At 71.3% G+C, this 13,905-nt stretch carries 7 protein-coding genes; all 7 read left to right on the plus strand.

The features are described from left to right. The first annotated feature begins 36 nt into the window (after positions 1 to 36). The 7 genes from glgX (QRX60_RS26745) (at position 37) to QRX60_RS26775 (ending at position 13,904) form a co-directional block, all read left to right on the plus strand. Entirely contained in the window at positions 37 to 2,157 is a 2,121-nt protein-coding gene (gene glgX, locus QRX60_RS26745; RefSeq protein WP_285994191.1) for a glycogen debranching protein GlgX, read from the plus strand. Continuing rightward, complete coding sequence (gene treY / locus QRX60_RS26750; protein WP_285994192.1) at positions 2,154 to 4,430, plus strand: malto-oligosyltrehalose synthase; 2,277 nt, start codon at positions 2,154 to 2,156, stop codon at positions 4,428 to 4,430. The genes glgX (QRX60_RS26745) and treY overlap by 4 nt, the downstream gene beginning before the upstream one ends. After that, positions 4,427 to 6,139 (plus strand): malto-oligosyltrehalose trehalohydrolase, encoded by a 1,713-nt coding sequence (gene treZ, locus QRX60_RS26755; RefSeq protein ID WP_285994193.1) that lies wholly within the window; start codon positions 4,427 to 4,429, stop codon positions 6,137 to 6,139. Before treY ends, treZ begins: the two co-directional genes overlap by 4 nt. A 50-nt stretch (positions 6,140 to 6,189) precedes the next feature. Further along, positions 6,190 to 8,337 (plus strand): glycogen debranching protein GlgX, encoded by a 2,148-nt coding sequence (gene glgX / locus QRX60_RS26760; RefSeq protein WP_285994194.1) that lies wholly within the window; start codon positions 6,190 to 6,192, stop codon positions 8,335 to 8,337. Between the two features lie 356 nt (positions 8,338 to 8,693). Beyond that, positions 8,694 to 10,676 carry a maltotransferase domain-containing protein gene (locus tag QRX60_RS26765; protein ID WP_285994195.1) on the plus strand — a complete coding sequence of 661 codons (1,983 nt, stop codon included), beginning with the start codon at positions 8,694 to 8,696 and terminating at the stop codon, positions 10,674 to 10,676. Positions 10,677 to 10,716: 40 nt separating this feature from the next. Further along, positions 10,717 to 12,525 (plus strand): maltose alpha-D-glucosyltransferase, encoded by a 1,809-nt coding sequence (gene treS, locus QRX60_RS26770; RefSeq protein WP_285994196.1) that lies wholly within the window; start codon positions 10,717 to 10,719, stop codon positions 12,523 to 12,525. Positions 12,526 to 12,530: 5 nt separating this feature from the next. Beyond that, positions 12,531 to 13,904, plus strand: a complete 1,374-nt coding sequence (locus QRX60_RS26775; RefSeq protein WP_285994197.1) for a maltokinase N-terminal cap-like domain-containing protein — start codon at positions 12,531 to 12,533, stop codon at positions 13,902 to 13,904. Position 13,905 lies beyond the last annotated feature (1 nt).

A 13,905-nucleotide genomic window follows, 5' to 3' on the forward strand; every position in this document is an offset into this window, starting at 1 on the left:
GCCCGGTACACCCTGTAACAGCTCGAGGAGACCCCAGTGCGGCCCTGGCCCGGAACGCCCTACCCGCTCGGCGCCACCTACGACGGAGTGGGGACGAACTTCGCCCTGTTCTCCGAGGTGGCCGAGCGGGTCGAACTGTGCCTGTTCGACGCCGAGGGCAACGAGACGCGGTACGCGCTCGAAGAGGTGGACGGCTTCGTCCACCACGGCTACCTGCTCAACGTCGGTCCCGGGCAGCGGTACGGCTTCCGCGTCCACGGCCCGTACGACCCCGCTCGCGGCCTGCGCTGCAACCCGAACAAGCTGCTCATCGACCCCTACGCGAAGGCCGTCTCGCACGGCGTGAAGTGGGACGAGTCGCTGTTCGGCTACCAGTTCGACAACCCGGACGAGCGCAACGACGACGACTCCGCCGGCCGGGTGCCGTACTCGCTGGTGGCGAACCCGTTCTTCGACTGGGGCAACGACCGCCAGCCGAAGCGGCCGTACAACGAGACGGTCATCTACGAAGCGCACGTCAAGGGCATGACGGTGAACCACCCGTTCGTGCCCGAGGCGCTGCGGGGCACCTACGCCGGCCTGGCGCACCCCGCCGTCGTCGAGCACCTGCAGAAGCTCGGCGTGACGGCGGTGGAGCTGCTGCCGGTGCACCAGTTCGTCTCCGACCACGGGCTGGAGGAGAAGGGCCTCACGAACTACTGGGGCTACAACACGATCGGGTACTTCGCGCCGCACGACTCCTACGCGGCGATGCCCGGCGAGGGCGGCCAGGTCCAGGAGTTCAAGGGCATGGTGAAGGCCTTCCACGAGGCCGGCATCGAAGTGATCCTCGACGTGGTTTACAACCACACCGCGGAGGGCAACCACCTCGGGCCGACCCTGTCGATGCGCGGCATCGACAACGAGGCCTACTACCGCTTGGTCGAGGGGGAGCCGGAGTACTACATGGACTACACCGGCACCGGGAACTCGCTGAACGTGCGCAACCCGCACACCCTGCAGCTGATCATGGATTCGCTGCGGTACTGGGTGACGGAGATGCACGTCGACGGCTTCCGCTTCGACCTCGCCTCGGCGCTGGCGCGCGAGTTCTACGACGTCGACCGGCTGTCCACGTTCTTCGACCTCGTGCAGCAGGACCCGATCGTGAGCCAGGTGAAGCTGATCGCCGAGCCGTGGGACGTCGGCCCCGGTGGCTACCAGGTCGGCAACTTCCCCCCGCTGTGGACGGAGTGGAACGGGCAGTACCGCGACACCGTCCGCGACTTCTGGCGGGGCGAGCCCTCGACGCTGGGCGAGTTCGCGTCGCGGATCACCGGCTCCTCGGACCTCTACCAGGACGACGGCCGCCGCCCGTTCGCGTCGATCAACTTCGTCACCGCCCACGACGGCTTCACGATGCGGGACCTGGTGTCCTACAACGAAAAGCACAACGAGGCCAACGGCGAGGACGGCCGCGACGGCGCCGACGACAACCGGTCGTGGAACTGCGGGGTCGAGGGGGAGACCGACGACCCGGAGGTCAACGAGCTGCGCGCCCGCCAGCAGCGGAACATGCTGGCCACCATGCTGCTGTCCCAGGGCGTGCCGATGATCCTGCACGGCGACGAGTTCGGCCGCACCCAGCGGGGGAACAACAACGTCTACTGCCAGGACTCGGAACTGTCCTGGATGGACTGGGAGCTGGCCAGGGAAAACGCCGACCTGGTGCGCTTCACCGGCGGGGTGACCGCGTTCCGGCACCGGCACCCGGTCTTCCGCCGCCGCCGCTTCTTCCAGGGCGGCCCGGTCGGCAAGGGGGACGAGCTCGGTGACATCGCCTGGTTCACCCCGGCCGGCGAGGAGATGACCGAGCAGAACTGGGACGACGGCTTCGGCAAGGCGGTCGTCGTCTTCCTCAACGGCCAGGCGATCACCGACCTCGACCCGCGCGGGATGGGGGTGTCGGACGACTCGTTCCTGCTCGCGTTCAACGCGCACTACGAGGACATCGACGCCACCCTGCCGGGCAACGGCTACGGCGAAGCCTGGACGGTCGTGGTCGACACCACGACCGGCGAGGTGGAGCCGGCCGGCGCCGAACCCGTCGAAGGCGGCGGCAAGCTCAGGCTCCCCGCCCGGTCCCTGATCGTGCTGCAGCGGACGGAGCCCGCATGACGGTGCCGGAGTCGACGTACCGGGTGCAGCTGCGCCCGGAGTTCTCCTTCAGCGACGCCGCCGGCATCGCCGGCTACCTGCGTGACCTGGGCATCGGCGCGCTCTACGCGTCGCCGGTGCTGGACGCGGCACCCGGCTCGACCCACGGCTACGACGTCGTCGACCCGACGCGCGCCCGGCCCGCGCTGGGCGGCGAATCCGCGCGCCACGAGCTCAGCGCGCTGCTGAAGGAGCTCGGGCTGGGCCTGGTCGTCGACATCGTGCCCAACCACATGTCGGTCGAGGTGCCGAAGGTCAACCGGTGGTGGTGGGACGTGCTCGCGCACGGCCGGGAGTCGGAGTTCGCCTCCTCTTTCGACGTCGACTGGGGCCGGGGCCCGATCCTGTTGCCGGTGCTCGGCGAGGACGGCGCCGTCGCCGAGCTGACCGTCGAGGGAGACGAGCTGGTCTACTACGACCACCGCTTCCCGATCGCGCCCGGCACGGAAGGCGGGACGCCCCAAGAGGTCCACGAGCGCCAGCACTACCGCCTGATCGGCTGGCGCCGCGGCAACGCGGAGCTGACCTACCGCCGGTTCTTCGACATCACGAACCTGGCCGCGGTCCGCGTCGAAGACCCGGCCGTGTTCGCCGCGACGCACGGGGAGGTCCTGCGCTGGGTCGCCGACGGCGACGTCACCGGCCTGCGCGTCGACCACCCGGACGGCCTCGCCGACCCGGGCGGCTACTTCCGGCGGCTGCGCGAGAACGCCCCGGGCGCCTGGATCGTGGCGGAGAAGATCCTGCACCCGGGCGAGCCGCTGCCGCAGAGCTGGGCGGTCGACGGCACCACCGGCTACGACGCCCTGCGCGAGATCGCCGGCGTCTTCGTCGACCTGGCGGCCGAGCCCGACTTCACCGCGCTGGCCACGGAGCTGGGGGTGAAGACCGGCTACCACCGCGTCGAGGCCGAGGCCCGGCGCCTGGTCACCGACCACATCCTGGTGGCCGAGGTCCGGCGGATCGCGGCGCTGCTCCCGCACGTCGACCCCGAAACCGCTCGGCAGGCGGTCGCCGAGACGATGGTCGCCTTCCCCGTCTACCGCTCCTACCTCCCCGAGGGCGGGGCGCACTGGGGAGTCGCCATCGACGGAGCCCGGCGCGCCCGGCCCGACCTCGCCGAGGCGCTGACCGTCCTCGACGCCTTCGTGCGCGCCGCCCCCGAGAGCGAGCTGGCCACCCGCATCCAGCAGACGTCCGGCATGGTCGTGGCCAAGGGCACCGAGGACACGACGTTCTACCGCTACACGCGCTTCGCCGCGCTCAACGAGGTCGGCGGCAACCCGGACCGGTTCGGCCTCGGCGTCGAGGAGTTCCACCGCCTGGCGGCCGAGCGCGAAGCCGGCTACCCGGCCTCGATGACGACGCTGACCACGCACGACACGAAGCGCTCGGAGGACACCCGCGCGCGGATGGCGGTGCTCGCGGAGGTGCCCGGCGAGTTCGCCGACGCCGTCCGCCGGTGGACCGCGCGGCGCGGGATCGACGAGCCGTCGCTGAACCTCCTCGCCTGGCAGACGCTGGTCGCGGCCTGGCCGATCGAGCCGGCCCGGCTGCGGGACTACCTCGACAAGGCGGCCAAGGAGGGCAAGCTCCGGACCAGCTGGACCAGCCACGACGAGGCGTTCGAGGCCGACGTCGCCGCCTGGCCCGAAGACGTCCTGGGCGACGCCGGGCTGGCTGCGGAGGTCGAGGCGTTCGCCGCCCGGATCACCGGGCCCGGCTACGTCAACTCCCTCGGCCAGAAGCTGGTGCAGCTGACCGCGCCCGGCGTCCCGGACGTCTACCAGGGCACCGAGCTGTGGGACTTCTCGCTGGTCGACCCGGACAACCGCCGCCCGGTCGACTATGCCGTCCGCCGCGAGATCCTGGCGCGGGTCGCCGACGGCGAGCTGCCGGAGATCGACGCGTCGGGCGCGGCGAAGCTGCTCGTCGTGCACAAGGCGCTGCGGCTGCGCCGCGAGCACCCGGCGCTGTTCCGCGGCTACCGGCCGCTGCGGGCCGAGGGAGCGGCCGCGGAGCACGTCCTGGCCTACACGCGCAGCCCGGACCTCGCCGTGGCGGTGACCCGGCTGCCCGTCGGCCTCGAAGCCGGCGGTGGCTGGCGCGGCACCGTGCTCCCGTTGCCCGCCGGCGTCTGGACCGACGTCCTGACCGGCCACGACACGACCGGCGACGTGGCCACCCTGTTCGAGCGGTACCCCGTGGCGTTGCTGGTGCGAGGAGACGCATGAGGTTCAGCGTGTGGGCCCCGTCGGCCCGCCGGGTCCGGGTGAGCGTCGACGCCGGCGTGCACGAGATGACCGCCGGCGAGGGCGGCTGGTGGCACGCCGAGGCCGAGGGCATCAACTACGCCTTCCTCCTCGACGACTCCCGCGACCGCCTGCCGGACCCGCGGTCGCGGTGGCAGCCGCACGGCGTCCACCAGGAGTCCCGCGTCTACGACCACGCGGAGTTCGAGTGGACCGACGACGCCTGGCACGGCCGGCAGCTGCCCGGCGGTGTCGTCTACGAGCTGCACGTCGGCACGTTCACCGAAGGCGGCACCTTCGACGCGGCGATCGACCGGCTCGACCACCTCGTCGAGCTCGGCATCACCCACGTCGAGCTGCTGCCGGTCAACTCCTTCGACGGCACCGCGGGCTGGGGCTACGACGGCGTCCTCTGGGGCGCGGTCCACCAGCCCTACGGCGGGCCGGACGGCTTCAAGCGGTTCGTCGACGCGGCCCACGCGCGCGGCCTGGCCGTCGTGCTCGACGTCGTCTACAACCACCTCGGGCCCTCGGGCGCCTACCTCGACCGGTTCGGGCCGTACTTCGCCGGGCAGAACGACTGGGGTCCCGGCCTGAACCTCGACGGCGCCGGCTCGGACGAGGTCCGCCGGTACGTCGTCGACAACGCGCTGAGCTGGTTCCGCGACTTCCACGTCGACGCGCTGCGCCTGGACGCCGTGCACGCGCTGCTCGACCGGCGGGCCGTCCACCTGCTCGAACAGCTCGCCGTCGAGACCGAGGCCCTGTCCTCGGCGCTGAACCGGCCGCTGACGCTGATCGCCGAGTCCGACCTCAACGACCCGAAGCTGGTCACGCCCCGCGAGCGCGGCGGGTACGGCCTGCACGCCCAGTGGTCGGACGACTTCCACCACGTGCTGCACGTCAAGCTCACCGGCGAGACGTCGGGCTACTACACCGACTTCGCCGCGCAGGACGCCCTCGAGCGGGTGCTGCGCGAGGTGTTCTTCCACGCGGGGACCTGGTCGTCGTTCCGCGAGCGGACCCACGGCCGCCCGGTCGACACCCGGACCGTGCCGGGCCACCGCTTCCTCGCCTACCTGCAGAACCACGACCAGATCGGCAACCGCGCGACCGGCGACCGGCTGTCGGCGACCGTTTCGCCCGGCCGGCTGGCCTGCGGCGCGGCCCTCCTGTTCTGCTCGCCGTTCACGCCGATGGTGTTCATGGGGGAGGAGTGGGCGGCGAGCACGCCGTGGCAGTTCTTCGCCTCCTTCCCCGACCCGGAGCTGGCCGAGGCCGTGCGCACGGGCCGCCGTCGCGAGTTCGCCCGGCACGGCTGGGGCGAGGCCGACGTGCCCGACCCGATGGACCCGGCCACGGTCGAGCGCTCCCGGCTCGACTGGGCCGAGGCCGACGCGCCCGGGCACCGCGAGGTGCTGGAGCTGTACCGGACGCTCATCCGGCTGCGCCGCGAACACCCCGAGCTGGCCGCCCCGTGGGTCGCCGACCTGCGGGTGGACACCGCGCCGGACGGCTCGTGGCTCGTGCTGCACCGCGGCGCGCTGCGGCTGGCGGTCAACTTCGGCGCCGGTCCGGTCACGCTGCCGCTGGGGGCCACCGCGACCCTGCTGAGCTGGGGCGAAGCCGCCGTGGACAGTGGTGCCGCCGAGCTGCCGCCGGACAGTTTCGTTCTGGTCGAAACCCGATAACCGGACGGCACATCGCGCGCGGAACGGGCCGGATCTGGGACGATTCAGGAATGGCCACACGACCCTCGACCCAGCACGTCCTCGCCGGACGCCCGTTCCCGCTCGGCGCCCACCCCGAGGCGGGCGGGGTCCGGTTCGCGATCACCTCCGCCGTCGCGGACGCGGTCGACCTGTGCCTGATCGACGCCGACGGGTCCGAACGGCGGATCGCGCTCACCGAGCGCACGTTCGGCGTCTGGCACGGCCTGGTGCCCGGGGTGACGCCGGGGCAGCGGTACGGCTACCGGGTCCACGGCCCGTACGACCCGGCCCGCGGCCTGCGCTGCAACCCGCACAAGCTGCTCCTCGACCCGTACGCCCGGCAGATCACCGGCGGGCTCACCGACCTGCGCGCGGCCCAGGGCTTCACCGGCGACCCCGAGCGCGGCCCGATGTCCACAGTGGACTCCCTGGGCAGCGTGCCGCTGTCGGTGGTGTCCTCGCCGGGCGGGCCGGACACCGGGGTCAAGCCGGAGGTCCCGTTCGAAGAGGCGGTGATCTACGAGCTGCACGTCAAGGGGTTCACGCAGCAGCACCCGTTCATCCCGGAGGCGCTGCGCGGCACCTACCTCGGCCTGGCCCACCCGGTGGCCATCGAGTACCTGACCCGGCTGGGCGTCACGTCGGTGGAGCTGCTGCCGGTGCACTCGTTCCTCGACGAACCGTCGCTGGTCCGGGCGGGGCGGCACAACTACTGGGGGTACTCGCCGCTCGGCTTCTTCGCGCCGCACGCCGCCTACGCCAGCGAGCCGGGCCACGAGGTCGAGGAGTTCCGGCTGATGGTGGCCGCCCTGCACGCGGCCGGCATCGAGGTGATCGTCGACGTCGTGTTCAACCACACCTGCGAGGGCGGTCCCGACGGGCCGACGCTGAGCTTCCGCGGGCTGAACGCGCCCGTGTACTACCTGCACACCGAGCGTGGCCACATGGCCGACATCACCGGCTGCGGCAACACCCTGGAGGCCGGCTCGCCGACCGTGGTCCGGCTGGTCACCGACTCGCTGCGGTACTGGACGCAGGAGCTGGGGGTCGACGGCTTCCGGTTCGACCTGGCCAGCACGCTCGGCCGGGCCCGCGGCGGCGTGTTCGACCCGGCGTCGACGCTGCTCACCGCGATCACCACCGACCCGGAGCTCTCGCGCTGCAAGCTCATCGCCGAGCCGTGGGACGCCACCGGCGAGGGCTACCGCGTCGGCGGCTTCGGTGCGCAGTGGGCGGAGTGGAACGGCCGCTACCGCGACACCGTGCGGGACTTCTGGCGCGGTGCGACCGGCGTGCGCGACCTCGCCTACCGGCTGTCCGGCTCGTCGGACCTCTACGACCACAACCTGCGCCGGCCGTGGCAGTCGATCAACTTCGTCACCGCCCACGACGGCTTCACGCTGCGGGACCTGGTGTCCTACAACGAAAAGCACAACGAGGCCAACGGCGAGGACAACCGCGACGGCGGCAACGACAACCGCTCGTGGAACCACGGCGCCGAGGGCGACACGGCCGACCCGGGGATCCGCGAGCTGCGCGTGCGGCAGGTCCGGAACATGTTCGCCACGCTGCTGCTGTCCACCGGCACCCCGATGATCACCGCGGGCGACGAGTTCTGGCGGACCCAGCGCGGCAACAACAACGCGTACTGCCTCGACGACGAGACGTCGTGGCTGGACTGGACCCCCGACGACCCCGAAGCGGAGGCCATGCTGGCGTTCGCCCGCCGGGTCGTGCGCCTGCGGGCGAACAGCCCGGCGCTGCGGCAGCCGGAGTTCTTCGAAGGCCGGACGACCCCGACCGGCAAGCCCGACCTGGTCTGGTTCCGCCCGGACGGCGAGGAGTTCGGCGAGACCGACTGGTTCGAGGACCGGCACACGCTCGGCATGTGGATCGACGGCTCGAACAGCCAGGCCCGCAACCGCGACGGCGAGCTGGTGCCCGACCACTCGTGGCTGATGTGGCTGCACGCGGGGGACGCGCCGGCCGAGGTGGTGCTGCCGGGCCGTGAGTACGGCGAGACGTTCAAGCCGACGCTCGACACGAGCACCGGCGACGGCAGCCCGGCCAACCCGGGCCCGCTCGAGGCCAAGAGCCGGCTGACGCTGCAGTCCCGGTCGCTGCTCCTGCTCCGCGCCCCCCGCCTGGCCGCGGAGCAGCCGCCCGAAGGCCCCTGACGATCCGTGCTCGAAGGGTCGGCACGCGTGATCAGGAGGTCGACACGCGTGATGGAAGGGTCGACACGGCAGCCGAACCGTGTCGACCTCTCGATCACGCGTGTCGACCCTTCTGTCACGTAAGCCGTGTCGTCCATTCGGGTACGGCTCGTGGCCGTTCGGGTCCGCGTGTCGTGCGGCGGCGTTCGCCCCCGGCCGTAACCTGCCGGACATCCACCGGAAATTCGTTGCGGCGAAAGCGTTTCGACCGGACAAGCCTGGGTACTCGGGTAGAGAACCCTGCCTCCCAGGCGCTTGATCGAGTCAGGCAGACTGTCGTCGCCTGCGTCCAACCGACACACCGAGGGGCGTTGCCCATGACCGGCCGGCTCGGCATCGACGACGTCTCCCCCAGCGTGAGCTGCGGCCGGTATCCGGCCAAAGCCGTTGTGGGGGAACACATTCCAGTCACCGCGACCGTCTGGCGGGAGGGTCACGACGCGGTCGCCGCCACCGTCGCGTGGCGCGGCCCCGGCGACCGGCTGACCCGCCAGACGCGCATGGTGCCGCGCGGTCCCGACCACCCCGACGAGTTCGCCGCGGTGATCGTCCCGGACACCACCGGCACGTGGACCTACCGCATCGACGCCTGGGGCGACCCCTGGGCGACCTGGGAGCACAACGTCGAGGTGAAGGTCGCCGCCGGGCAGGGGCCCGAGGACCTGGCGAACGACCTCGAGAACGGCGCCCGGCTGCTGGAGCGCGTCTCCCGCCGCCCGGACCGCCGGGCGGAGAAGGCGCTGCTGACCGGCGCGCTGACCGCGCTGCGCGACGAGGAGCGCAGTCTCGCCGAGCGGGTCGGGCCCGCGCTCTCGCCCGAGATCCGCCAGCTCATGCACGAGTTCCCGGTGCGGGAGCTGATCACCAAGGGCAAGCCGCACAAGGTGTGGGTCGACCGCCGCCGGGCCGCGTTCGGGTCCTGGTACGAGCTGTTCCCCCGCTCCACCGGCGGGCTCGACGCCGAGGGCAAACCGGTCCACGGCACCTTCACCACCGCCGCGGCCGCGCTCGACCGGGTCGCGAAGATGGGCTTCGACGTCGTCTACCTGCCGCCGATCCACCCCATCGGCCGCGTGAACCGCAAGGGCCCCAACAACACCCTCGACGCCAAGCCGGACGACGTCGGCTCGCCGTGGGCCATCGGCTCCGACGAGGGCGGGCACGACGCCATCCACCCGGAGCTGGGCACCTTCGAGGACTTCGACGCCTTCGTCGCCCGCTCCGAAGAGCTGGGCATGGAGGTCGCGCTCGACTTCGCGCTGCAGGCCGCGCCGGACCACCCGTGGGTGCTCAAGAACCAGGAGTTCTTCACCACCCGCCCGGACGGCTCGATCGCCTACGCGGAGAACCCGCCGAAGAAGTACCAGGACATCTACCCGATCAACTTCGACAACGACCCCAAGGGCGTCTACGAAGAGATGCTTCGGGTCATCACGGTCTGGATCGACCACGGGGTGAAGATCTTCCGGGTCGACAACCCGCACACCAAGCCGCCGGACTTCTGGGCCTGGCTGATCCAGTCGGTGAAGGACGCCCACCCGGACGTCCTGTTCCTGGCCGAGGCGTTCACGCGCCCGGCGCGGCTGTGGGGCCTGGCCCGGCTCGGCTTCACCCAGAGCTACACGTACTTCACGTGGCGGACCGGCAAGCAGGAACTGATCGACTTCGCCATCGACCTGCGCGAGCACTGGACCGAGGGCCGGCCGAACCTGTTCGTCAACACCCCGGACATCCTCCACGAGTCGCTGCAGCGCGGCGGGCCCGGCATGTTCGCGCTGCGGGCCGCGCTGGCCGCGACGCTCTCGCCGACGTGGGGCGTCTACTCGGGGTACGAGCTGTTCGAGCACGTCCCGGTCCGCGAGGGCAGCGAGGAGTACCTCGACTCCGAGAAGTACCAGCTGCGCCCGCGCGACTTCGAGCGCGCGCTCGCCGAAGGGCGCTCGCTGGAGCCGTGGATCACGAAGCTGAACGCCGTCCGCCGCGCGCACCCGGCGCTGCAGCAGATGCGCACCCTGCACTTCCACCACGTCGACAACGACGCACTGCTGGCGTACTCCAAACAGGACCCGGCCACCGGCGACACCGTGGTCACCGTCGTCACCCTCGACCCGTACGGGCCGCAGGAGGGCACGCTGTGGCTCGACACGGCGGCGCTCGGGTTCGAGGCGCACGAGCGGCTGATCGCCCACGACGAGGTCACCGGTGACACGTGGGACTGGGGCCCGGCGAACTTCGTGCGGCTCGAGCCCTGGCGGGCCGTGGCGCACGTGGTGTCGGTCCGGCGGCGGCTGGCCGGTTAGCAGGGGAAGGAAAACGGACCTAGGGACTGAGGTGGAACACATGGCGGAGGAGGCCCGCCCCGACGCGGCGCTCGGGCTGGAAGGCGTGCCGCACACCGGTGAGGCGATGACCGCCGACGGCATGCTCGTGGAGCCCCAGGCCGGCGACTTCCGCTCGGCGCAGCAGGCGCCGAGCAACCCGGAGTGGTTCAAGGGCGCGGTGTTCTACGAGGTGCTGGTGCGCGCCTTCGCCGACTCGAACGGCGACGGCACCGGCGACCTGCGCGGCCTGGCCGGCCGGCTGGACTACCTGGCCTGGCTCGGCATCGACTGCCTCTGGCTGCCGCCGTTCTACGCGTCTCCGCTGCGCGACGGCGGGTACGACATCAGCGACTTCCGTGCGGTGCTGCCGGAGTTCGGCAGCGTCGAGGACTTCGTGTTCCTGCTGAACGAGGCGCACCGGCGCGGCATCCGGGTGATCACCGACCTGGTGCTCAACCACACCTCGGACGCGCACCCGTGGTTCCAGCAGTCCCGCCACGATCCCGACGGTCCGTACGGCGACTACTACGTGTGGAGCGACGACGACTCCCGCTACGCCGACGCGCGGATCATCTTCGTCGACACCGAGACGTCGAACTGGACCTACGACCCGGTGCGCGGTCAGTTCTACTGGCACCGGTTCTTCTCCCACCAGCCCGACCTGAACTTCGAAAACGTCGACGTCCAGAACGCGATGATCGACACCCTGCGGTTCTGGCTGGACCTGGGCATCGACGGGTTCCGGCTGGACGCCGTGCCGTACCTGTTCGAGCAGGAGGGCACCAACTGCGAGAACCTGCCGCGCACGCACGAGTTCCTCAAGCGCTGCCGCAAGGTCGTCGACGACGAGTACCCCGGGCGGATCCTGCTCGCCGAGGCCAACCAGTGGCCCTCGGACGTCGTCGAATACTTCGGCGACCCGGCGGTGGGCGGCGACGAGTGCCACATGGCGTTCCACTTCCCGCTGATGCCGCGGATCTTCATGGCGGTGCGGCGGGAGTCGCGGTTCCCGATCTCGGAGATCATGACGCAGACGCCGGAGATCCCCAGCGGCAGCCAGTGGGGCATCTTCCTGCGCAACCACGACGAGCTGACCCTCGAGATGGTCACCGACGACGAGCGCGACTACATGTACGCGGAGTACGCCAAGGACCCGCGCATGAAGGCCAACATCGGCATCCGCCGGAGGCTGGCCCCGCTGCTGGACAACGACCGCAACCAGCAGGAGCTCTTCACCGCGATGCTGCTGTCCCTGCCGGGCTCGCCCGTTCTGTACTACGGTGACGAGATCGGCATGGGAGACAACATCTGGCTCGGAGACCGCGACGCGGTGCGCACCCCCATGCAGTGGACCCCGGACCGCAACGCCGGGTTCTCCTCCTGCGACCCGGGCCGGATCTACCTGCCGGTGATCATGGACCCGGTGTACGGCTACCAGGGCCTGAACGTCGAGGCGCAGTCGAACAACGCGTCCTCGCTGCTGAACTGGACCCGGCGGATGATCGAGGTGCGCAAGGAGCACCACGCGTTCGCCGAAGGCGAGTTCGTCGACCTCGGCGGCTCGAACCCGAGCGTGCTGGCTTACAAGCGCCAGTGGCGGCGCCCGGACGGCGGCGAAGACGTCGTGCTCTGCGTGAACAACCTCTCCCGGTTCCCGCAGCCGGTGGAGCTGGATCTGTCCGCGCACCGCGGGTGCACGCCGGTGGAGCTCACCGGTGGCGTGCGGTTCCCCAGCATCGGGGACCTGTCGTACCTGCTGACGCTGCCCGGGCACGGCTTCTACTGGTTCCAGCTGACGATCCCGGGAGACGAAGGCGAAGCGAGGTGAGTCCCTTGTCCGACCCGCGTGAGCTGGTCGACGACCTGACCGGCGACCTGATGGGCTGGCTGCCCGAGCAGCGCTGGTTCGCCGGAAAGGACCGGCCGGTGACCGGCGTCCGGCCACTCGGCGTGACCGAGCTGGTCGAAGGCGATCCGCAGCTGCTGCACGTGGTCGTCGAGGTCGCCCAGGGCGATCGGCGGGAGCCCTACCAGCTGCTCGTGGGCCGGCGGACGCACCCGCCGGAGATCTCGTCGGGCAGCTGGATCGGCGCCGTCGGTGCCCTCAACGCGTACGAGGCATCCGGGGACCTGGACCTCACCGGCGTGCTGCTGGACCTGATGGCCCGCGAGGAGCGGGTGGGTGCGCTCGCGTTCGCGCACGAACCGGGCGTGGAACTGGAGACCGGGCTACGGGCGCGGCCGATCACGTCGGAGCAGAGCAACACCTCCCTGGTCTACAGCGGGCAGTACATCCTCAAGCTGTTCCGGAAGCTGACGCCGGGAACGAACAAGGACCTGCTCCTGCACCGCGCGCTGCAGGCGGTCGGCAGCAAGCACATCGCGCAGCCGCTCGGCTCGATCACCGGCGAGCTGGACGGGAAGCCGACCACGGTGGGCATGCTCCAGCACTTCGTCCCCGACGCGGTCGACGGCTGGGCCATGGCCACCACCAGCGTCCGCGACCTGATGGCCGCGCCGGAGCTGCACGCCGAGGAAGTCGGCGGCGACTTCGCCGGCGAGGCCGAGCGACTCGGGCGCGCCGTCGCCGAGGTGCACGCGGACCTGGCCCAGGCGCTCGGCACGGAGGCGGTGGACGCCGACGAGCTCGAACGCACGACGAAGGCGATGGCCGCCCGGCTCGACGCGGTCGCCGGGCGGGTGCCGGAGCTGGCCCCGTACGCGCCGGCACTGCGGACGGCGTTCGAGAAGCTGCGCACGCTGTCCGCCGACTCCGTGACCATGCAGTACATCCACGGCGACCTGCACCTCGGTCAGGTGCTGCGGACGGTCACCGGCTGGCTGCTGATCGACTTCGAGGGCGAGCCGGCGGCCCCGGTGGAGGAGCGCCACGCGCTGCGGTCGCCGTTGCGCGACGTGGCGGGCATGCTGAGGTCGTTCGACTACGCGGCCCAGCAGATGCTGGTCGGGCAGCCGGACGAACCGGCGCTGGCCCAGCGGGCCATGGAGTGGTCGCAGCGCAACCGGGCGGCGTTCTGCGAGGGCTACGCCGCGGTGGCGGCCGACCCGCGTGACCAGGGCGAGCTGCTGCGCGCCTTCGAACTGGACAAGGCGGTCTACGAAGTGGGTTACGAGCACGCGAACCGGCCCGACTGGCTGGGCGTGCCGCTCGCCTCGATCGCCCGGATCACCGATGGAGAGGGATGAC

It is taken from the genome of Amycolatopsis mongoliensis (assembly GCF_030285665.1).
Classification (GTDB): domain Bacteria; phylum Actinomycetota; class Actinomycetes; order Mycobacteriales; family Pseudonocardiaceae; genus Amycolatopsis; species Amycolatopsis mongoliensis.

Bases quoted from the DNA above. Each gene is read 5' to 3' on its own strand.
- treS (WP_285994196.1), top strand. From the start codon at position 10,717: ATGGCGGAGGAGGCCCGCCCCGACGCGGCGCTCGGGCTGGAAGGCGTG.
- QRX60_RS26765 (WP_285994195.1), top strand. From the start codon at position 8,694: ATGACCGGCCGGCTCGGCATCGACGACGTCTCCCCCAGCGTGAGCTGC.
- glgX (WP_285994194.1), top strand. From the start codon at position 6,190: ATGGCCACACGACCCTCGACCCAGCACGTCCTCGCCGGACGCCCGTTC.
- treZ (WP_285994193.1), top strand. From the start codon at position 4,427: ATGAGGTTCAGCGTGTGGGCCCCGTCGGCCCGCCGGGTCCGGGTGAGC.
- treY (WP_285994192.1), top strand. From the start codon at position 2,154: ATGACGGTGCCGGAGTCGACGTACCGGGTGCAGCTGCGCCCGGAGTTC.